Origin of the sequence: Cyanobacterium aponinum PCC 10605, from assembly GCF_000317675.1 — a bacterium.
In the GTDB taxonomy this organism is placed as follows: domain Bacteria; phylum Cyanobacteriota; class Cyanobacteriia; order Cyanobacteriales; family Cyanobacteriaceae; genus PCC-10605.
On record NC_019776.1, the window covers coordinates 2,849,050 to 2,868,945 of the forward strand.

Genomic DNA, 19,896 nt, shown 5'->3' on the forward strand with positions numbered 1-19,896 from the left:
AATGATTGCCACTAAAAACATCCCATAACTGTTGCGGTGTAAGTTTTACCAAAAGAAGCCACGCCATTCACAAATAAATTAACTTGATAAGGTTGAGTGCTTTTTCGAGGATTAGCAGATACTTTTAAAGGTTGATCAGGGTTTACGGTGTAACCTTCTTCATTAAAAAACTCGTCAGCCGTTTGATCACTATATTTTAGATACATCCTTATATCAAAACTATTATCATCTTTGGAAGTAACCGTCACTACATAACGCTTAAAACTCTCTCCTCCAGGTACAGCCCAATCAGTATTCCAATTACTATTCGTAATATTACCAAAACGGGTGGGAATGGTAGGTTGAGAAACGGTTTTGGTGACTGTGCTTCCTTCTCCCCCAACTAAGGGAAGGGGTTTACAAGTTTCCGCTCTAATGGGGACTATTAAACTACAAAAAAAGAGACTAAAAAAAGACAATAAAATTAGTGGAGAAAACATAATAATTATACTAAAGTTTAATAAAAATTTAATAATTCTTTAATGATTAAAAAAATGGTTTTTAAGTTAATCTTAAAGTTTTTAAATCTAAAATGACTCATCATTTTGTGCCAAATATATTAAAAAATATAAAGACAAAAAATATTAAACTATTTTGTAAAAAAATAAAGATAATATGACAAGATTAACTCTAAATAAGTCATAATTGAATTTATTACCAATTTATTATTATCTTTTTAGAAGAAAATGTTTTTTAAAATAACTTATTTATTAGTTGCAGGAATTGCATCTTTAACTTTAATTTCAGGAGTAAAAGCACAAACTTTTACAGATATAAAAGGCAATCCTTATGAACAAGAAATCAACAGAGCAACAGAATTAAATATCGTTGCTGGTTTTCCTAATCAAACTTTTCGCCCTAACCAACCAGTAAAGAGAGAAGAGGCTATTTCTATGATTGTTGAGGCTTTAGGCACATTAACGGAAATTGATCTCAAAGAAGCTCCTACCACCAGAACTCGTCCTTATTTAGATGTAGATGAAAATCGCTGGAGTTATGATAAGATCACATGGGCTCAGTGGAATATTCAGCCTGAAGGTTCAGCCACGGGTAATTTTCGCCCTGATGATTACATTACTAGAACTGAATTGGTGGACTTTTTGAGAAGGGCGGCGGAATTTTTGCAAGTTAAGCTCGGTAAATCCTCTTTTCTGACTCCTACTGTTAAGGAAATTACTTTCTCTGACGTTTCTGGGTACGAATTGCAATTAACCCGTCAAATGTCAGCTTATTGTAATGTGGCATCTGCTCTTAATGAAAAGGGCGATAAATTTGCACCAAAAAAATCTGCCAATAGAGATTATACGGCGGCGGCGATCATAAGAATGTTAGATTGTGTGAACAAATAAAAGCGACCCTGAGTAGGGGAATAAATGGAGACTAAATCTATGAAAAATTTACCTTTAGTTCGAGCCAATAGTCTTTTTCCTCTGCTTAAATTTCTCCATGAAAACAGTATTCCTTTAGAGAATTTTTTTTACAAAAGCACTATTCCCGAAAATATTTTCTCTCAACCTGAAAACTTACTTTCTCTTCACCAAGTCTTTAATGCGATCGACTCTTTTGCTCATCGTCAGGGGATTGATTACTTGGGAGTTTTGGCTAGTGAAAAACTAGAAATAGAGGATCTGGGTTTATTTGGTAAGATTCTTCGTCAGTCTTTTACGGGTTATGATTTGTTAAGAACCATTATTACTTTATTAAGTAAAACTTATAGTTCAGGAGTAAGGGTATGGTTAAAGGAAGAGAATGATGTTATTTGGTTTAATCATCAATATCCTAATCTTCAATACGATAAAAACCGACAAGGGGGTTATTATGCCTTTTTTCTTCACTTTCAGGCAATACGATCAATGATTGGTTTTGACTGGTATCCCACGGATTTGTATTTTCAAGGACAAACAGTGAAAGGATTATCTGACATAGATTTATTTTCCCGGTCTCGAATACATTTTAATCAACGGTATAATTCTATTGGCATTTCGAAGAATGTCCTCTATTTACCCCTTAAAAGGGAGTCTCAGAATATTGATTATAATGAGGAGCAAGACTTATACGAACATTTGATTTCCTCCTCTCCTGATGTTGATTTTAGTAAAGCATTGCAACAATTAATTCGCTCTCAATTATTGGGTGGTAATATTCAGATACAAACTATCGCTGATGCGATCGGGATGAGTAAAAGGAGTTTGCAAAGGTGTTTAGGGGATCGAGGTTTAAGTTACTTTCATTTATTAGATCAAGTTCGATTTCAATTAGCGGTGGAATGGTTGAAAGATACTAATATACCCATTGGGGAAATTGCCTTTGAACTTCATTACAGTGAAATCAATAGTTTTACAAGATCATTTAAGCGATGGACAGGCGTAACACCAAGTGATTATCGTTATAGATTGCACTCAACGAGGTAATAATTTGTATTTTTTTTCCTTTTCCTATCCCCATCTGTATTTTTAATTCTCCCAATATAATTATGAATGGAAAGCGTATTTTATTTTCAGCTATCATTACGGGGATGATTGGTTTTGTCGCCGGTGTCGGCATTGCTAAGTATGGACAAGCCAATGAAACAAGTTTAAAGTACGATCGAGTCGTTTATCGTAATTGGGTGCGATCGTATGGTAGGGCTGGATTCGCTATTGGTTTTGTCGTCGGGGCAGGACAAGAGTATTTGAGACAAGCAAAAAAACAAAGAGATAAGGAATTATAATAAAAACACGCCGTTTATTGTCTTAGAGACGTTCAAATTTCGACAAATGTGTTCTGTAAATATAGCGTTTGATAAAGAAGTAGCAAAAACTAGAGAAATTTTGGTTATCCCTCTTTTGTCAAACTCCGAATCAACTATCAAAAAATAGAAACAATTATCCTATAGGAAAATATAATTTAGAACCATGAGTGATCGATAATAAATTATTCAATCCTTCTAATAATCCTGATGAATTTACCATTTTTAACCATGGTGTTATTAACCAAAATAAGACTAATGGCTCAATCATCATCATTATTTTCTTTAAACTTGTTTTCCAACTATTTATTTGCTCTTTTTCTTCTATTTCCTCTTTCTTTTCTTCTTCTGAAAATAGTAATTCTCTCAATGGTTTTGTTTGTAAACTTACCATGGTATAAACACTATTTATTAGTCCCCACCATTTCTCAATACTTTCTATTTTTGTTAGTCGATAATCTTTCCATCCTAATTCTTGTTTACATTGTCTAAATCCATATTCTACCCATGTCCTTTGACCATACAAATCTCCTAATCTTTTCTTCAAATTTCCCTGACAATTTGTCCTCACAAAACTTGTTGAATTTTTCGGTAAATTTTCTGTATCTGTGGTCATTTCCCAGTATGTTATTCTCCTTTTTTTTCCATAAATTATTTCTCTTATGTATCTTGTTTCTCTTTTTCCATCCCTAAATGTCCTAGTAAATTTACACCATTTATTTGCTCTAACTCTTTCATTTGCTCCCATCCACACCCCATGATTCTTTCTAATCGATACCACATATTCCAGTTTTAACTCTTCTAATACTTCCAAAAAACTACTACTTTCACCATATAAGCTATCTGCTAACACTATTTCTATTTCTAATCCTAATTCCTTTAATTCTCTTACCATTTCTCCTGCTATTGCTGTCTTTGTTTTATATTTATCTCCTACTTTTAATCTTGACTTTGGTTTATATATTTTTGTCATTAATGGAAAGGTTATATTCTGATAAACACCATAGACATTAACTGAAACTATTCCTTGATCTATTTTCCCCACATTTCCTAAATATTGTCGAGCAGTATAGTCTGTTTTATTACCTTTTTTTCTATCTCCTGTTTCATCTACTATGAGAATGATTTTTTTCCCCTGCAATATCTCTACTAATTTATTTAATCTTCTATTGATCCACTATTCTATTGATCCACTAAAGGTATAGTGGGTTCTGGAGTTCGAGGCAAATGTTTACTAACTTGCTCTGCTACATCCATTATCATCTAAGCCTCCCAAGTTCCATTTCTCTTTTTCTTCTATTATTTTATCTCGGAACATGACAAAAAAGGGATTATTTAGTTTCCAACTTTATTCTCTAGTTTCTAACTTTATTATTCGGTTTCCAACTTTGTTTAAAATTATATAACTTTATTTTTTAATATACGACTTTATTTTAAACTGATAATTCCAAACAAAAACCCTGAAAAGCTATGCCATAGCTGAAACCCCTAGAAAATCGTGCTGAAAATGCTCTTTAATTACATCAGGTAACTTAGTTGTTGATTCTATTTTTTTCATTATTTGCGTCAATGATAAACGACTTAAACTAGGCATAAACTGCATTGATAACAGTATTAAATACATTATTACTTTAATTAATAATCCTATATAAATTCCCTGTTTCCTTAATTTCATCTCCGCAATTTTTAGTACCGATTTTAACATTTTCCAAAACTGTTCAATAATATTGTGTGCAGACCATATCCGCCATATTTCTACTCCTCTCAACGATATACTACTTAAATCCATCAATAAATAACAACTACTATTACTTTTTTGAAAAAATAACAAATTTGGCTCTATCACTTTGAGTATGTAAATTATTAGTTAGGGTAGGCAAGAGGCAAGAGGCAATAGGCAATAGGGGATTATTAAATAATAATTTATAAACTTTTAGTTTTTGTTTTACTATAAACACTATTCAATAAAGGTTATGGAAGTTATTTTCTGTTAATTTATCATAATCACTGTAGAAGAACCACAAATTTAACTCCCCAAAAGTCGGATTTGACAATTGTTTTCTCACACAAGGCACATCTATTCCCCATTGATTTTCTTGATAATCCACTCTTTTTTTCCATTCACTTCCTTTTCCTTTAAAATCTTCTCCTTCAAATACATAACTACTTTTCCCTGCCATAATAATTTTGGTGAATCCTAGTTCATCTAATTGTTCTTTTAATTGTTTTGATACATCCCAAGAATCGAGAGTAATAGGATATTTACTAATATTGATATTTTCTTTGAGACATTCTTCTTTAATTTCCTTTAACATCGCAATTAAAACACTTGGTTTATCCGTATTTTTTCTTCCCTGTTTGGAGCAATATTTTAATCCAATGGGTATTGCTTTTCCATTGATTGTTAATATGATTCCTAATATATTTTGTCCATTTACTACTTTTTTCTAACGTCCACTATACCAAGTAAATGTACGGCGTAACCTCTTTCCTACTCTGTCAATAACACTATCATCTACGGCAAGTGTTATCTTTGCCCTTGACTGTGTAGAATTACTCTTTTTTTCAATAATTTGTAACTGTTCTACTGCCACATTGACCATCAATAATTTTAAAACTTTTTGGAGCTTGTATAATGTCCATGAAGAAATTTCTGCATATATTTTTTGATGATTAACTCCTAAGAAATCTGCCAATTATTTAGGATTAAAACAGCCATAGGCATGACTGATTGCTAAAATCATAATAGCTTCAAATGCTTCAATTTTATGAGAGGGAAATAATCTATTAAATCTGACAAAGAAAATCTGAATTATGCTAGATAGATGAAATTTCATGATTTAGGAAAAATATTTTGGGCATTTTCATTTAAGCATATGGTTTGATTCTTAACACTGTTAGCTTTTCAGCCATTTTCAGAATTGTCAGAGTAAGTTATCGTAATTAAGCGTAGAAAAGCCATCAGTTTTTCATAATAGTAACTTTTATTTCAATAGTAATTGGTGGGCAATGCCCACCCTAAAAAATTTATATGGCTGTAACCATAGACTTAGGTTTTGTTTTATTCTGCCCAATTTTGAGGTTTTAAGAAGACTTCATATAGTTGGGCTTCGGGAGTGTTAGGTTCGGGTTTGTAGTTATATTCCCAACGCACAAGGGGAGGTAATGACATCAAAATCGATTCTGTTCTACCATTGGTTTGTAAACCGAAAATTGTGCCTCTATCGTAAACCAAGTTAAATTCTACATATCTACCTCGGCGGTATAGTTGGAAATGACGCTCTCTTTCTCCATATTCGGTGTCACGACGTTTTTCCGCAATGGGTACATAAGCTGGTAAAAATGTTCTACCACAATCTTGCACAAAAGCAAAAATTTCTTCCCAACTACGTTGAGGTTGAGGAGGTAATTGATTACTATAGGTAGCGGCGGCTTTATCGGGATGAGGACCTCTGTATAGCGGATCTGTTCCATCTTGGTAGTCGAAAAAGAGTCCTCCAACTCCTCTGGTTTCGTTGCGGTGTTTTAAGAAAAAGTATTCGTCGCACCAACGTTTAAACACGGGATAATATTCGGGATGATGTTGATCACAGGTTTTTTTGAAGGTAGAATGAAAATGCTTGGCATCCTCAGCAAAAGGGTAATAGGGTGTTAAATCCGCACCACCACCAAACCACCACACTGGACCGGCTTCAAAGTAACGATAGTTCAAATGCACTGTAGGGATATAGGGATTTTTGGGGTGTAGCACCATAGATGTACCTGTAGCATAGAAAGAATGACCTTCTGCTTCAGGACGTTGTTTTAAAATACTAGGAGGTAAATGATTACCCCAAACCTCAGAAAAATTAACTCCGCCTTGCTCAAACACATCTCCATCAGTCATTACACGGGATCTTCCTCCCCCTCCTTCCTCTCTTTCCCAACTATCTTCTTTAAACTTACCTTTGCCGTCTAGGGCTTCTAATCCTGCACAGATTTCCTCTTGTATAGTTTTCATAAATTCACTTACCCTTGCTTTGGCATTTTCTGGGGGTAAAGTGGGAACAATTTTTTCCGAATTAGTCTCAACTTTTGCCATGATGGAATTGTTAATAAATAATTAAAATAACTTACAATCTTTCAATCTAAACCCTCTGATACCCATTAGACTAGGATTATTTCCAGATCTTAATATTATGCAACAGATAATTGCTCCTGAATCAGCTATTACAACCCTTGGCTTAACGAAAAGATTTGATAAACATATTGCCGTTAACGATGTGGATTTACAAATAAAGAAAGGGGATGTTTATGGTTTAATAGGTCCAAATGGTGCGGGAAAAACCACTTTAATTCGAATGTTAGCGGCGGCGGAAACTCCCACTAAGGGAGAAATTTATCTCTATGGCGATCGCCTCTTAACGGACAATAGTAATTCCCATTTGAAAAAATATTTGGGCTACCTTCCCGATGATTTTCCTCTCTACGATGATTTAACGGTGATTGATTACCTCGAATATTTTGGGCGATTGTACAATATACCTGCTTCAGAAAGATACCGCCGTTTATCGGATGTATTGGAATTAGTACAGTTAGAATATAAACGCAATGCCGAAATTGCTACTCTTTCAAGGGGCATGAAACAACGCTTAAGCCTTGCTAGAACTATTATTCATCAACCTGTAGTGTTATTGTTGGATGAGCCTGTATCTGGACTAGATCCCATTGCACGGATGGAATTTCGGGAAACCATTAAACAACTACAACAGGCAGGAATGACGATTTTAATATCATCTCACGTTTTATCAGACTTAGCGGAATTATGTACATCGGTGGGAATAATGGAATTAGGTTTTTTAGTGGAAAGTACCTCTTTAGCTCAATTGTATGAGCGTTTGAGCCGTCAATTAATCCTGATTACCATTTTAGAAGGAGAAGATAAACTCATCGGGGAATTAAGAAATTGCCCTTCCGTCAGAGCATGGGAAAAACTAGCGGATGGACAACGGTATAAACTAGAATTTACAGGCAATCAGAAAGATAGTGCCTTACTTTTAAAAAATTTGATTATAGCAGGAGTTGCGATCGCAGATTTCCATTGTGAGAAAGAAGATTTAGAAACAATTTTCCTCAAACTTGGACATAAACAAGTATCTTAATCAAGAAGATAAAATGAAGTGTAGTAGTGTTAAATCAACCAACAAATTATGACAACCACCGCCGATGATATTTGGAGGATTTTAGCAGAATTAGCAGAAGCTCAAAAAAAAACCAAGCAACTTAGCCAAGAAACCGAACGCAAATTCCAGCGACTTAGCCAAGAAAGCGAACAACGTTTCCAAGAAAGCGATCGTAAATTCCAGCAACTCATCCAAGAAACCAACAGACAAATTAGTGCTGTAAATAAGCAAATTAGCACCCTTGGTGGTAAATGGGGGCGTTTTGTGGAAAATATGGTTGCACCAGCCTGTGAAACTATCTTCTTGAGTCGAGGAATTGATGTTCATCAAGTTAGTCAAAGAGTTAGAAAACGTATTAATAGTGATACCTTAGAAATAGATGTTTTAGTCACAAATCAAGACTCAGTGTTAGTGATAGAAGTGAAAAGCAGTTTAGGAGTGGAAGATGTAAAAGATTTAATGGCAGATTTAAAGAGATTTCGCCTGTTTTTCCCTGAATATAATCAAAAAAAATTATATGGTGCAGTAGCAGGAATCGAAATCGAAGAAGGAGCAGATAAATACGCTGATAGACAAGGTTTATTTGTACTATCACAAAAAGGAGAAACTGTGGGTATTCTCAATCCCCCTGAATTTGAAGCAAAAGCATGGTAATTCTTCATTGCATTCTAACTCCGAACTCCGAACTCTAGCTATACGGGTATTGGTTCGCCAGTTTCAGGACACAATTTATAACTTCCTTTCTCTAAACCATGTTTAACAGCCACCCTTTCATCAAACACGAAACATTCTCCTTCCCAGAGACTTTCTTCAGGGGGAATTTCTTGTAAATATTTAAGGATTCCTCCTTGTAGATGATAAACTTCTTTAAAACCTTTACTTAACATTAACGCCGTCACTTTTTCGCAACGAATTCCCCCAGTGCAAAACATCGCCACTTTTTGATCTTTTTCCGGGTTTAAATGTTCTTCAATATATTTATTTAATTCTGTAAAAGAGTCAATATGGGGATTTTCTGCCCCTTTAAAAGTGCCGATTTGAACTTCATATTCATTACGGGTATCCACTAATTTTACATCGGGTTGAGAAATTAAATTATTCCAATCTTTAGGTTTAATATAAGTTCCCACTTGTTTATTGGGATCAGCGTCAGGAATACCAAAAGTAATGATTTCTTTTTTTATTTTGACTTTCATCCTAGCAAAAGGCATTATTTCTACATCAGAATATTTTATTTCCCACTCATCACAATTAAGTTTTTTTTGGATCTTTTCAATAACTTCTTTTAATGGCTCTTTTTCTCCAACAATATTGGCATTAATTCCTTCCTTGGCGATTAAAATAGTTCCTTTTATTTCTCCTTCTTGACACCACTGCAAAAATTCGGCCTGTAAATCTTCTAAGTTTTCTAAAGGCAAAAAACGATAAAATGAGGCAAATATGAGATTCATAGAAAGTATGTTTTTTATCTAATACTCTTAAACGTCCGTTTTCTATCTTAACTCTTACCAGTCTTTCGATACAATTGATTATTAAGTTAAATTATTATTATCGCAATTAATTCTAAATTATATGACAAGTTTAAATGTTGGCGATCGCGCTCCTGATTTTACTTTACCCTCTGCGGAGGGTAAAAACGTTAGTTTGAGCGATTTTCTGGGGAAAAAATCCGTGGTTATCTATTTTTATCCTAAAGATGACACTCCGGGTTGTACCATAGAATCTTGCACCTTTAGAGATAGCTATGAAGAATTTAAAGAAGCGGGTGCAGAAGTAATCGGCATTAGTAGTGACTCCCCTCAATCTCATCAACAATTTGCCAGTAAATATCAATTACCCTTTATTTTACTCAGTGATAGTCAGGGAAAAGTAAGAAAACTTTTTGATGTGCCAAATGTGTTATTTTTATTACCCGGTAGAGTCACCTACGTCATTGATAAAGAAGGAATTGTCAGACATATCTTTAATTCAATGATGGATTTTAAAGCCCATGTGGATGAAGCCTTAAAAACGATAAAATCTCTTTAAATGAGGTAAGGGGCAAAGGGCAAACCCCCCTTTAGCCGCCCTCGAGAGGGGGAGGGCAAAGGTAAATAGTTGATAATTAATAACTTCTAACTCTTGTACAGGCGAATGGCCATTCGCCCCGAACTAACTCTTAACTCTTAAACCTCTTCTCTCTCGCTCTCATCAATCTAACGATTACCCAAATTTTTTTCATGAATGGAAATACAGCAATTTTTTATGATGTTGAGAACCTTTTGAAAGGCTATAATATGCCCAAGAATTATATTAATAGCATCTCCTTAAAAAATATATTTAAAGAAGTAGAAAAAATTCCTAAAGTTAAGAGAATTTTAGTGCAAAAAGCCTATGCTAATTGGAGTGATTCTCGTTTGTCGGTGATGAAAAGAGAAATTAATGAATTAGGTATTGAGCCTGTACAAATATTTGGTTTTTCCTACTATCAAAAAAAGAATGCCGCTGATATACAGTTAGCCGTAGATGCGATCGATTTAGCTTATGTGAGAAATAATATTGATATATTTGTGATTGTTTCTGGAGACGGTGGTTTCTCTGCTGTTGCAAGAAAGTTACACGAATACGGGAAGTATGTTATTGCCTGTGGTTATAAATCATCAACTAATCAAGTATTAGAATCAATGTGTGACTATTTTATCGGTATAGATGACCCAGAAGAAGAAAATGAAAATATTACAGAAGAGAAAAAAGAGGTAGAGCAAAATTTAAAAATTACTAACCCTTTAGTGTTAAAAATGTCTCAATCTTTGGAAAGGTTATCTAGTAATAATAGAGAGGAAATTATTAAGAAATCGCAAATTATTTTAAATTGGTTTACTCAGGATAAAGAAGCAGTTAGAGAATTATCTCACTCTGGAATACATTTATCAGTGATAAAAGAGGCATTTAAGTATGGAATAGAAGATTTTGATCCTCATAAAATTGGTTTACCTAAATTCATTCAGTTTTTACAATATATCTGTAAGGATACTGATTTAAAAATTGTTACTTCCGATAAGTTTCAAACTAAATTAGCCCTTAAAAATACTATTCTTGAAAACTTTGAACCTTTACCCTATTTAGATGATAATTTTTTACACTCTTCAGAAAACTATCAATCAATTTTAGCTATTGGTAATCCTCGGATTAAGATTATTGATTCAGAAGATTTTTTAAAGATTACTTCTGCTGTTGCCTGTTTAACGGATGAATATACCTTAGATATTCTATTGGAAAATATTAATAATATTTATCCAGATATTGAAAGTGAAAATATAAATAATTGTTTACTCTCCCTAATTAATTTAGATATTTTTGCCATCACTAATTCTCATAAACATATTTCTGAAAAGGTTTTTAGGTTGAAATTGGAGTTTCAAGAACATAAAGCTATCATTAAAAAATTTAAAGAATCTATTTTTAATAAGTTATCATCATTTTGGGGGAAAGATTTAAAAGAAAATATTATTGAGCAAATTATTTTAGATTTTTAAAATACAATGTTTTTTGGAAAAATATTTATTGTTTTTAGTCTATTAATAACTTTTTTATTTTTATTAATTTTGTTGGCTTTATTTGGTTTTATTGATGGTAGTTATATCAATCATCAAGGCTTGGGTTGGGAACAAACGGGAAAACCTATTTTATTTTTTATATTTATTTGTTTTTTATTGTTATTATTATTTTTCTATGTATAAAAAATATTAAATACCCTGTAAAAAATAAGAGCAAGTCTTAGTATTTTTCATGATTCTAACTATATCTTTTCTCAAATTTTTAAAGTTTTTTGAATGTGAAAAAGGCGATCAAGTAATTCTTCTGTTACCTGTTCAGGATAACGTTCTGTGATAAAATCGATGAAATCTTGAACTGTACACTCCACATCATAGCCTCCCATCCAAGTTAAATGAAATTCTTTATGTATTCTTTCATCAATGGTGATTAGGTTATCGATAGATGTAGCTAAATGGGGATATTTATTGATACTATACAAATGATGAGCTGCGATCGCATTTATTTTTTTGTCATTTTTATGAACTAAGGTAATTTGACAGGTATTTTTATCTCTTTTTTTAGCTTTATTTTTCGCACTTTCAATATCTTTATTAAATCTCAATTTTTTCCGCTCTTTTTCTTGTAAAACGGGTTCAATCTGTTGACTTACTGCCATGCACATTTTTTGGCGAGATTTATCTTTTAAATTTTCTCCTAATTCTCTTGCAATTCTTACTGAGCCTTTGCCGGAAAACCACAATTCAAATACGGTATTTTCGCTACTATCTTGGTTATTTCGTCTTTTTTTTATCTTATTTTTTGGTGATTCTCTTTCGGTAAAATCCACATTTGCTTCTAAAGGTTTTTCCGATTGTCTTAAGTCTTCTATGGCTTTATTTAATCTTGCTCCACTGGTTGCCAATATTCTTCTTAGACTTTGTTTTTGAATCATTGAACGACCATTTACTTGTATAATTTTGTCATCATCACTTAATTCCTCTAAAATGACTTTTTTCGCTAAAGCATTGCGTATTTTTCGGTGATGTCCTGTAATAAATTCTTTTATTTGGGCAATAATTCCCCTATTTTCATGGGTATCTAAATAGGTGGCAATTTTTAAAGCTCCGTTAGTTGAATATTTCCTAATTTTTTTGTTTTTATTGAGAAAAATATAATCTTGATTTTCTTGTAAATCCCATTCATCATCTGGGTCAGAATCAAAAAAATCAATGATTTCATCTAAACGCTCTAAGGAAATTTCTAAAGCATTTGTTAATTCTTCTTCAGAAATAGTAAATAAATTTTTTTCTTTTGTCATGATTAACTTTGATATGTCTTAGGTAAAATTGACTGATACATCGTATTGATGCGATCGAAAATTTGGGCGTTTCCTGTTTCTGGATTATCTGGATGATATTTTTTTGATAATTTTCGATAAGCAGATTTAATCTCTTTTTCGGTTGCAGTTTTAGGATTAAGTCCAAATACTCGCCAAGGACGAAAATACTTGAAAATATTGATACCATTGATGCAGTTAACCCCTTCTTCTCCTTCTTCTTCAGGCAGAATGCCGACAAATTCCCGATAAAGAGTTTCCCATGATTCTTTTTGACGAAAGTTTAAATCCATGCTTTCTGTAGCTAATTTAAACTCAGAAGATTTACGTAAATCTTTAGTATCTTTTACGTGAAAATAATCTAAAACAGCTTTTTTTATTGCTGTCATAGATAGAGGCTTTTTCCCTTTTGTTTTACCTACTTTTTTCTTGCTTGTTTTCGTTTTTTGATTAACAATAACGAAGTTTGCAAATTCTTTTAAAAGAGAAATTTCTATTCCTTTTTCCTTAGCAATACGCTCTATTTCTTGATAAATAATTTCGTTTAACATAACTTTTTTTTCCTACAATGCTAATGTTATGGACATTTTAATTTAATTTTTCTCATAGTAACTTTAAAAAATATCTCATGGAATAAAGGGAAGGATAATTTTTCCTTCTATTTATAAATGAATAGCCTGAAAACCCCTAGATTTTAATCAAGGGATGAAAGGCTTAAGGAGACTTGAGTCTCCCATTGTATCCTACTCTTTTTGTGGTAATATTTTAATACAAGTTCAATCAGCAATTAATGTAGTGCTATCCAATGAAGAATTATGGATGTCAGCAAAATCTGATCAATCCGAACCCTGATTCACTAGCAATACTAGAGTTTTTATGCGAGGAGTCAAATAAGCTCCATAATTGCGGAGTATATCTAGGAAGGCAATTATGGTTTAAAGGGAGGCGATACCTGAAAAAATTTGATCTCAATAAACTACTGAAAAATAATAATCACTATCGGGTGTTGTACTCACAGGTTGCTCAACAATTGTTGTTATCGGTGACAGAATCTTTTAAATCTTACTATGAGTTGCAAAAACAATATCATAAAAAGACGATAACAGATAAACCCCGTCCTCCAAAGTATAGAAAGAAAGGTGGTTTTTGTGGTCTAACCTATCCGAAACAAGCCCTTAAACTACGAGGCAATCAGATTCGTTTGCCATTAGGGAAAACCGTTACTAGATGGTTTGGGCTGAGTGAGTTCTTTCTTCCTATGCCAACCAATTTATCTTTCTCTACCATCAAAGAACTTCGCATTGTCCCCCGTAATCGTCTTTTCTATGTAGAATATGTTTACGAAAAAAAAATAGTAATGCAAAAAAATGATCCTGAAAAGGTTTTGGCAATGGATCATGGTATAGGAAATGCCCTTAGTTGTGTTACTAATATAGGAAAATCAATCATTATCGATGGGAAAAAAGCTAAAAGCCTTAATCAGTGGTATAACAAGAAAATTGCAAAACTAAAAGAAGGAAAGCCCCAAGGGTTTTGGTCAGATGATTTGGCTCGTACTACCGAAATACGCAATCGTCAAATGCGTGATTTCGTTAATAAATCTGCTAGATATATTGTGAATTTTTGTCGTCATCATCGCATAGGTACAATTGTCTTTGGATGGAATCAGGGACAAAAGCAATCCGTAAATATCGGCAAGAAAAATAATCAATCTTTTGTGCAAATCCCAATGGGTAAAATAAAAGACCGCATCCATCAATTGTGTGATGAACACGGTCTTAAGTTTATCGAATTACCAGAGGCTTACACTTCTAAATCTAGTTTCCTAGATAATGATTTGATACCTAATTTCGGTGAAAAACCCGAAGGGTATCAGTTTTCAGGAAAACGGATTAAACGAGGTCTTTACCGTTCTAAACAAGGTTTTTTGGTTAATGGCGATGTAATGGCCGCCGCTAATATTCTCCGAAAATATGTAAGCATACAGCCAGTGAATATCTCACTAGCCAAGGTGTCTAGGGCAGTTTTGACCCTGCCACAAAGGATAAATATTTTTAATCGTGGTTTTAACCCGATTCAATATTTCTTTTTTGAATCCCCGTTACTTTAGTACGGGGAGAGGTCAAAATTGATTACAATGCTATTCTAAATTCCTATGATCCCTCGTAAATTAACTCTCAAAAATTTCTTAAGCTATCGTCATGCAGAATTAGACTTTACCGGTTTACACACAGCCTGTATTTGTGGTGCTAATGGTGCAGGAAAATCATCTTTACTAGAAGCGATAACTTGGGTAGTTTGGGGAAAAACTCGCACAGCCTCCGATGATGATTTAATTCATTTGGGAGAAAGAGAAACAAGGGTTGATTTTGAATTTATTTATGATGAACAACATTATCGTATTATTCGCACCAGACAGAGAAAGAATGGAAGCACTTTAGATTTTCAAATTATTAATGAGCAAGGCTATAAATCCATTGGTGGAAAGGGATTAAGAGATACAGAAAATAAGATTAAAGAATGTTTAAAAATTGATTATGATACTTTTACTAATTCTGCTTATTTAAGGCAGGGTAGAGCAGATGAGTTTATGTTAAGAAGTCCGTCAGAAAGAAGGAAAATACTAGCAGATTTATTAAAGTTAGATCAATATGAAAATTTAGCCAATGAAGCGAAAGAATTAGCTAGAGATTTTAAAATTAAAGCGGAAGAAATTAGTCGAAATTTAGAAGAAAATAAGGAAAAATTAGAAGAAAAACAATCTTTTCATATAGCTATTGATGAAACAGAAAAGGAATTAGCATATTTCCAAAAAAAACAGACTGTTAATCAAGAAGAGTTACAGACAATTCAGCTTCTTAATAATCAGAGAAGTAGCTTAAAACAGAGATACGATTGGCAACAAAATCAAGTTCAAACTATTGCAAAAAAAATTCAGCAGTTACAACAGGAAAAAGCAGATTTAGAACAAGAAATCAAGAAAATTACTGTTACTTTATCTCAAGAAGAGGATATTAACACTAATTATGAACAATGGCAAAAATTGAGAGAAGAAGATGAGGGTTTAAATATTAAGTTTAATCAATATCAACAATTTCTAGAAAAAAAACAAACTTTAGAACAGTCCTTGCAAAAGGAAAGTAATGATTTAATTTTAGCAATTCAAAGGGAAAAAACAAAGTTAGAAAATTTAATTAATCAAGAAAAAGAATTAGAGGCAATAGTTAATAAGACATCTAACTTAGAGGCAGATTTAGAAAAACTTAATATTTGTCGTCAAAAACTAAGTCAATTAGATGAAATTCAGGTACAAGCTAATACTCTGTTGCAACAAAAACAGTCTTTAGAAACGGAGATAAATAGAGAAGAAGCGATGTTATTGGCTAGATTAAAACAGTTAGAAAATGAAGAGAATAATATACAAACTAAATTAAATCAAGTTCCTCAAATACGACAAGAATTTTTTACCTTAGAAACAAGGTTAAAAGAAATAGAAAATACCAAAAATTATCAAAAAAGAGTACAGGAAAAAGGAGAGCAAAGAAATCTTTTAATTCAAAGATATTTAGATAATCAAAGTAACTTAGAAAATCAAATTAAAAAACTCAATGAAAAGTTAGAAACTTTAAATCAAGATCATGCGGTTTGCCCTTTATGTGAGAGAGAATTAGATGATACTCATTTAGAATATGTAATTAATAAAACTCAAAATGAACAACAACAAATAGTTTCGCAATCATCTTATTATGAAATAGAGATTATCAATTGTAAACGAGAATTAGACAATTTAAGAAAAGAATACGCCCAATTAAATCAAGAATTAGCCTTAGAAGATAGTCTTAAACAAGATTATGCTAGACTAGAAAATCAATTAGATTCTATCGATGATACTTATAATCAATATGAATTAATATTAGAAGAAAAAGCAGATTTACAAAACAAATTAGATACAGGTAATTACGCTCAAGATAATCAAAGCAAATTAAGAGAAATTATCGAGCAAATTAATAACTTAAACTATAGTCAAGAAAACCATGCTTTATTAAGAAAAGAAGAGGCAAATTTACGTCGAGTAGAATTTCAGCAAAGTAGAATAAAAGATGCTCAAAATCAACTAAAAAAACTAGCTCAACAAAAGCCAGATTTACAAACAAACATAGAATCTTTAGAAAACCGTTTAGAAAATCTCAGAGAAAATTCCCCTTTACAATTACAATTACGCCAAATTGAGGAAGAAATAAAATCTTTAAATTACGATCGCACTTATCATCAAAATATTAGAAAACAAGGGCAACAATTGCAACCCTATCAGCTACTTTATGGAGATTTACAACAGGCTAAAAAACAGTATCCCCAGTTAAGCACAAGACAAACTCAAATTGAGACTAATTTAACCCAATATAACCAAGAAAAAGAGACGGGAGAAAAAGAATTAAATAGTCTTCAAGAACAACTATCATCATTAACTGATTATAGTCAGGAGTTAGCGAAACTAGAACAAGAAGCAAGTAATTGTCAGGAAAATATCAATAGATTACTAACAGCTAAAGGAAGATTAGAACAATCTTTAACTAATTTAAAAGATAGAGAGAATGATGTTAAAGAATTAGAAAATCGTTTACAAGAAACCCAGAAAAAATATCGTATTTATCAGGAATTAACATTTGCTTTTGGCAGAAGAGGTATTCAGTCTTTAATGATTGAAAATATTTTACCCCAATTACAAGACGAGGCAAATCACATTTTAAATAGTCTTACAGGTAGTCAATTAAGTGTACAATTCCTTACCCAAAAACCAAAAGCTAGTCGCAGTAAAAAATCATCATCTCAGTATATAGATACTTTAGAGATTATCATTTCTGATGCACAAGGAACAAGGTCTTATGAGACTTATTCGGGGGGGGAAGCCTTCCGTATCAATTTTGCCATTCGCCTTGCTTTATCCCGTATTCTCGCCCAAAGAGCAGGTACTCGTTTACAATTATTAATTGTCGATGAAGGATTTGGTACTCAAGATACTGATGGTTGTAATCGTCTCATTGGAGCTTTAAATGCGATCGCATCTGAATTTGCTTGTATTTTAACAGTAACTCACGTTAATCAATTTAAAGAAGCCTTCCAAACCAGAATTGAAGTATATAAAACTCAGGAAGGCTCAAAAATTAAACTTTCTAGTTAGCAATTAAAGATGTCAGGTGTTAATAAGGAAAGGAGAAAACCCTTCTATGTCTCCCCTTTTAAGGGGAACAGAGAAAAGTATTTATAATTGATATAAACTGCATTTCAACTGATTTTAAAGACATTTTTTCTCAATTTAATGATTATTTCTGGGGAAATTTTGTCGATTAATAGGTGTTAACTTCTTGTTTTATTTTTCTTGTTTTATTTTTCAAAAGTTTTTTCATCGAACTCAGGTGATTTAGGATTCTTATAGATGGTTAATTTATTATTAAAAAAATTACTAAAATTTTTATTCTTAGATAAAAGTATGTTTATAAACAATAGGTTATGATTGATAACTAATTAAGATGTTAAATCAAATTATAAATACTGATAAAAAAATAGTTTATATGTATGTTAAAATTTTACTCGTTTCTATTTTAAATAATTACATTGACAAAATTACATAAAAATGTTTCAGCAAACTAATATTAAGTTATCTAATTCAGAGATAAAAAATTTTATTTTTGCCAAACGGTTTTTATATTCATAAATTCAAGCATTCCTTCCATACTTAATTCTCGCCCATAACCTGAGCGTTTTATTCCGCCAAAAGGAAGACGAGGGTCTGATTTTACCATACCATTAATAAATACTGACCCTGCTTCTATATCTCTAACGGCTAAATCTATTTCTGTTTGATTATTTGTCCAGATTGATGCTCCTAATCCAAAATTGGTACTATTAGCTAAAATGATCGCTTCTTCTATATTTTTTACTGTAAATATTAAAGCTACAGGTGCGAAAAATTCTTCATTCATCCCCGGAGAATTGACGGGAATATCGGTCAAAATGGTAGGAGGGTAGAAATAGCCTTTTCCTTCTAGGGGTTTTCCTCCGATTAGCACTTTTGCACCCTTAGCGATGGTTTCATCAACCTGTTGCACTATATCTTCTAAAATGTTAGCAGTGGCGAGGGGGCCTATATCAACGGTTTCGTCAAAAGGATTCCCAATTTTTAGCTTTTGATACTCTTGTAGTAACAATTCTGTAAATTTAGGTGCGATCGCATCTTCGAGAATAAAACGTTTAGCGGCGATGCAGGATTGCCCATTATTAAGCATTCTGGCGGTGACAGCGACTTTTACCGCTTCTTCGATATTAGCAGATTTAGTCACGATAAACGGGTCACTCCCCCCCAATTCCAGCACACTTTTTTTCAGCTCATCTCCAGCCACAGAAGCAACTTTTCTTCCTGCTAATTCACTACCTGTAAGGGTTACGGCTTTTACTCTCTTGTCTCTCAACACCCCTTCTACCTGATTTGAGGTTATTAATAATGATTGAAATACCCCTTCAGGAAAACCAGCCTCCAGAAAAATAGATGCGATCGCATTTGCACATTGAGGCACATTAGAAGCGTGTTTTAATAAGCCCACATTCCCCGCCATGAGGGCAGGAGTGGCGAACCTCAAAACTTGCCAAAAAGGAAAATTCCAAGGCATTACGGCTAAAATAATACCCAATGGTTGATAGTTTATCACACTATAGGAAGCATCAGATGCGATCGTCTTTGGTTTTAAGAAAGATTCTGCATTTTCAGCGTAGTAACGACAAACCAAAGCACATTTTTTAATTTCCGCTAATGCTTGTTTTATGGGTTTGCCCATTTCCAGAGTAATTATTTCTGCCCATTTTCTGGCATTATTTTCCAAAATTTCTCCTGCTTTGAGGAGTTTCTCTCGGCGATGGGCAAAAGAAGTTAGGCGGTATTGTTGGAAAGTTGTTTCTGCCAGATGTAATTTCTTTTCGATTTCTTCTGCGGTTAAAGGAGTAAAAATTTTTAGGGTTTCTTCTGTGGTTGGATTAACTGTTGCAATAGCCATTTATTTTAATTAGGAATCCGACAATATTTCAATGAGGAATAAAGCAAAGAAGGGTTAGTAGTCACTTTT

The 19,896-nt window shown here is 32.9% G+C and carries 19 protein-coding genes and 1 pseudogene; 10 read left to right on the plus strand and 10 right to left on the minus strand.

The window, feature by feature from the left end:
• Positions 1-11: 11 nt before the first annotated feature.
• On the minus strand, positions 12-479 hold the full coding sequence (locus tag CYAN10605_RS11895; RefSeq protein WP_015220195.1) for a hypothetical protein: 468 nt from the start codon (positions 477-479) through the stop codon (positions 12-14).
• A gap of 246 nt (positions 480-725) precedes the next feature.
• On the opposite strand from CYAN10605_RS11895, the gene CYAN10605_RS11900 reads away from it, so the two are divergent.
• From CYAN10605_RS11900 to CYAN10605_RS11910, 3 genes are all read left to right on the plus strand, one after another.
• Positions 726-1,388, plus strand: coding sequence for an S-layer homology domain-containing protein (locus CYAN10605_RS11900; protein WP_015220196.1), 663 nt, complete (start codon positions 726-728; stop codon positions 1,386-1,388).
• 24 nt (positions 1,389-1,412) lie between these two features.
• Positions 1,413-2,450, plus strand: coding sequence for a helix-turn-helix domain-containing protein (locus tag CYAN10605_RS11905; protein ID WP_041922500.1), 1,038 nt, complete (start codon positions 1,413-1,415; stop codon positions 2,448-2,450).
• Positions 2,451-2,512: 62 nt separating this feature from the next.
• Positions 2,513-2,749 carry a hypothetical protein gene (locus tag CYAN10605_RS11910; RefSeq protein ID WP_015220198.1) on the plus strand — a complete coding sequence of 79 codons (237 nt, stop codon included), beginning with the start codon at positions 2,513-2,515 and terminating at the stop codon, positions 2,747-2,749.
• Positions 2,750-2,903: 154 nt separating this feature from the next.
• Here the strand turns inward: CYAN10605_RS11910 and CYAN10605_RS11915 are convergent.
• The 5 genes and pseudogenes from CYAN10605_RS11915 to hemF form a co-directional block, all read right to left on the minus strand.
• Positions 2,904-3,935 (minus strand): annotated as a pseudogene (locus CYAN10605_RS11915) (IS701 family transposase); the annotation flags it as partial.
• 300 nt (positions 3,936-4,235) lie between these two features.
• Positions 4,236-4,613: a hypothetical protein gene (locus tag CYAN10605_RS11920; protein ID WP_150108955.1), complete on the minus strand. Its 378-nt coding sequence runs from the start codon at positions 4,611-4,613 to the stop codon at positions 4,236-4,238.
• Between the two features lie 115 nt (positions 4,614-4,728).
• Positions 4,729-5,082: a hypothetical protein gene (locus CYAN10605_RS11925; RefSeq protein WP_015220201.1), complete on the minus strand. Its 354-nt coding sequence runs from the start codon at positions 5,080-5,082 to the stop codon at positions 4,729-4,731.
• Positions 5,083-5,214: 132 nt separating this feature from the next.
• Positions 5,215-5,463 carry a hypothetical protein gene (locus tag CYAN10605_RS11930; RefSeq protein ID WP_015220202.1) on the minus strand — a complete coding sequence of 83 codons (249 nt, stop codon included), beginning with the start codon at positions 5,461-5,463 and terminating at the stop codon, positions 5,215-5,217.
• Positions 5,464-5,828: 365 nt separating this feature from the next.
• Positions 5,829-6,848: an oxygen-dependent coproporphyrinogen oxidase gene (hemF, locus tag CYAN10605_RS11935; RefSeq protein WP_015220204.1), complete on the minus strand. Its 1,020-nt coding sequence runs from the start codon at positions 6,846-6,848 to the stop codon at positions 5,829-5,831.
• 106 nt (positions 6,849-6,954) lie between these two features.
• Here hemF and CYAN10605_RS11940 point away from each other — a divergent pair, with 106 nt between their 5' ends.
• Together CYAN10605_RS11940 and CYAN10605_RS11945 are read left to right on the plus strand one after the other, a co-directional pair.
• Positions 6,955-7,908 carry an ABC transporter ATP-binding protein gene (locus CYAN10605_RS11940; protein WP_206536277.1) on the plus strand — a complete coding sequence of 318 codons (954 nt, stop codon included), beginning with the start codon at positions 6,955-6,957 and terminating at the stop codon, positions 7,906-7,908.
• 48 nt (positions 7,909-7,956) lie between these two features.
• Entirely contained in the window at positions 7,957-8,583 is a 627-nt protein-coding gene (locus tag CYAN10605_RS11945; protein ID WP_015220206.1) for a DUF3782 domain-containing protein, read from the plus strand.
• Positions 8,584-8,621: 38 nt separating this feature from the next.
• On the opposite strand, the gene trhO is transcribed toward CYAN10605_RS11945, so the two are convergent.
• A complete protein-coding gene (trhO, locus tag CYAN10605_RS11950) occupies positions 8,622-9,380 on the minus strand; it encodes an oxygen-dependent tRNA uridine(34) hydroxylase TrhO (RefSeq protein WP_015220207.1) in 759 nt (252 codons plus the stop codon).
• 121 nt (positions 9,381-9,501) lie between these two features.
• Between trhO and CYAN10605_RS11955 the strand changes: the two genes are divergently transcribed.
• The 3 genes from CYAN10605_RS11955 to CYAN10605_RS11965 all read left to right on the plus strand — a co-directional run bounded on the left by CYAN10605_RS11955 (position 9,502) and on the right by CYAN10605_RS11965 (position 11,648).
• Positions 9,502-9,957 (plus strand): peroxiredoxin, encoded by a 456-nt coding sequence (locus CYAN10605_RS11955; RefSeq protein ID WP_015220208.1) that lies wholly within the window; start codon positions 9,502-9,504, stop codon positions 9,955-9,957.
• 191 nt (positions 9,958-10,148) lie between these two features.
• Complete coding sequence (locus CYAN10605_RS11960; RefSeq protein WP_015220209.1) at positions 10,149-11,444, plus strand: NYN domain-containing protein; 1,296 nt, start codon at positions 10,149-10,151, stop codon at positions 11,442-11,444.
• 6 nt (positions 11,445-11,450) lie between these two features.
• Complete coding sequence (locus tag CYAN10605_RS11965) at positions 11,451-11,648, plus strand: hypothetical protein (protein ID WP_015220210.1); 198 nt, start codon at positions 11,451-11,453, stop codon at positions 11,646-11,648.
• 71 nt (positions 11,649-11,719) lie between these two features.
• On the opposite strand, the gene CYAN10605_RS11970 is transcribed toward CYAN10605_RS11965, so the two are convergent.
• Both CYAN10605_RS11970 and CYAN10605_RS11975 read right to left on the minus strand, forming a co-directional pair.
• Complete coding sequence (locus CYAN10605_RS11970) at positions 11,720-12,763, minus strand: hypothetical protein (RefSeq protein WP_015220211.1); 1,044 nt, start codon at positions 12,761-12,763, stop codon at positions 11,720-11,722.
• Positions 12,764-12,765: 2 nt separating this feature from the next.
• Positions 12,766-13,332 carry a DnaJ domain-containing protein gene (locus CYAN10605_RS11975; RefSeq protein ID WP_015220212.1) on the minus strand — a complete coding sequence of 189 codons (567 nt, stop codon included), beginning with the start codon at positions 13,330-13,332 and terminating at the stop codon, positions 12,766-12,768.
• Positions 13,333-13,586: 254 nt separating this feature from the next.
• Between CYAN10605_RS11975 and CYAN10605_RS11980 the strand changes: the two genes are divergently transcribed.
• Positions 13,587-14,891 (plus strand): RNA-guided endonuclease InsQ/TnpB family protein, encoded by a 1,305-nt coding sequence (locus CYAN10605_RS11980; RefSeq protein ID WP_015220214.1) that lies wholly within the window; start codon positions 13,587-13,589, stop codon positions 14,889-14,891.
• A 45-nt stretch (positions 14,892-14,936) separates the two neighbouring features.
• Positions 14,937-17,960 carry an AAA family ATPase gene (locus tag CYAN10605_RS11985; protein WP_015220215.1) on the plus strand — a complete coding sequence of 1,008 codons (3,024 nt, stop codon included), beginning with the start codon at positions 14,937-14,939 and terminating at the stop codon, positions 17,958-17,960.
• Between the two features lie 502 nt (positions 17,961-18,462).
• Here the strand turns inward: CYAN10605_RS11985 and CYAN10605_RS11990 are convergent.
• The gene (locus tag CYAN10605_RS11990; protein ID WP_015220217.1) at positions 18,463-19,827 is read right to left on the minus strand and encodes an NAD-dependent succinate-semialdehyde dehydrogenase; all 1,365 of its coding nucleotides are present in this window, start codon (positions 19,825-19,827) and stop codon (positions 18,463-18,465) included.
• Between the last annotated feature and the right edge of the window lie 69 nt (positions 19,828-19,896).

Excerpts from the sequence above, each read along its gene's own strand:
- CYAN10605_RS11985 (WP_015220215.1), top strand. The coding sequence starts at position 14,937 with ATGATCCCTCGTAAATTAACTCTCAAAAATTTCTTAAGCTATCGTCAT.
- CYAN10605_RS11970 (WP_015220211.1), bottom strand. The coding sequence starts at position 12,763 with ATGACAAAAGAAAAAAATTTATTTACTATTTCTGAAGAAGAATTAACA.
- CYAN10605_RS11975 (WP_015220212.1), bottom strand. The coding sequence starts at position 13,332 with ATGTTAAACGAAATTATTTATCAAGAAATAGAGCGTATTGCTAAGGAA.
- CYAN10605_RS11965 (WP_015220210.1), top strand. The coding sequence starts at position 11,451 with ATGTTTTTTGGAAAAATATTTATTGTTTTTAGTCTATTAATAACTTTT.
- CYAN10605_RS11990 (WP_015220217.1), bottom strand. The coding sequence starts at position 19,827 with ATGGCTATTGCAACAGTTAATCCAACCACAGAAGAAACCCTAAAAATT.
- CYAN10605_RS11910 (WP_015220198.1), top strand. The coding sequence starts at position 2,513 with ATGAATGGAAAGCGTATTTTATTTTCAGCTATCATTACGGGGATGATT.
- CYAN10605_RS11960 (WP_015220209.1), top strand. The coding sequence starts at position 10,149 with ATGAATGGAAATACAGCAATTTTTTATGATGTTGAGAACCTTTTGAAA.
- CYAN10605_RS11945 (WP_015220206.1), top strand. The coding sequence starts at position 7,957 with ATGACAACCACCGCCGATGATATTTGGAGGATTTTAGCAGAATTAGCA.
- CYAN10605_RS11955 (WP_015220208.1), top strand. The coding sequence starts at position 9,502 with ATGACAAGTTTAAATGTTGGCGATCGCGCTCCTGATTTTACTTTACCC.
- CYAN10605_RS11925 (WP_015220201.1), bottom strand. The coding sequence starts at position 5,082 with ATGTTAAAGGAAATTAAAGAAGAATGTCTCAAAGAAAATATCAATATT.
- trhO (WP_015220207.1), bottom strand. The coding sequence starts at position 9,380 with ATGAATCTCATATTTGCCTCATTTTATCGTTTTTTGCCTTTAGAAAAC.
- CYAN10605_RS11895 (WP_015220195.1), bottom strand. The coding sequence starts at position 479 with ATGTTTTCTCCACTAATTTTATTGTCTTTTTTTAGTCTCTTTTTTTGT.
- CYAN10605_RS11980 (WP_015220214.1), top strand. The coding sequence starts at position 13,587 with ATGAAGAATTATGGATGTCAGCAAAATCTGATCAATCCGAACCCTGAT.
- CYAN10605_RS11900 (WP_015220196.1), top strand. The coding sequence starts at position 726 with ATGTTTTTTAAAATAACTTATTTATTAGTTGCAGGAATTGCATCTTTA.
- hemF (WP_015220204.1), bottom strand. The coding sequence starts at position 6,848 with ATGGCAAAAGTTGAGACTAATTCGGAAAAAATTGTTCCCACTTTACCC.
- CYAN10605_RS11905 (WP_041922500.1), top strand. The coding sequence starts at position 1,413 with ATGGAGACTAAATCTATGAAAAATTTACCTTTAGTTCGAGCCAATAGT.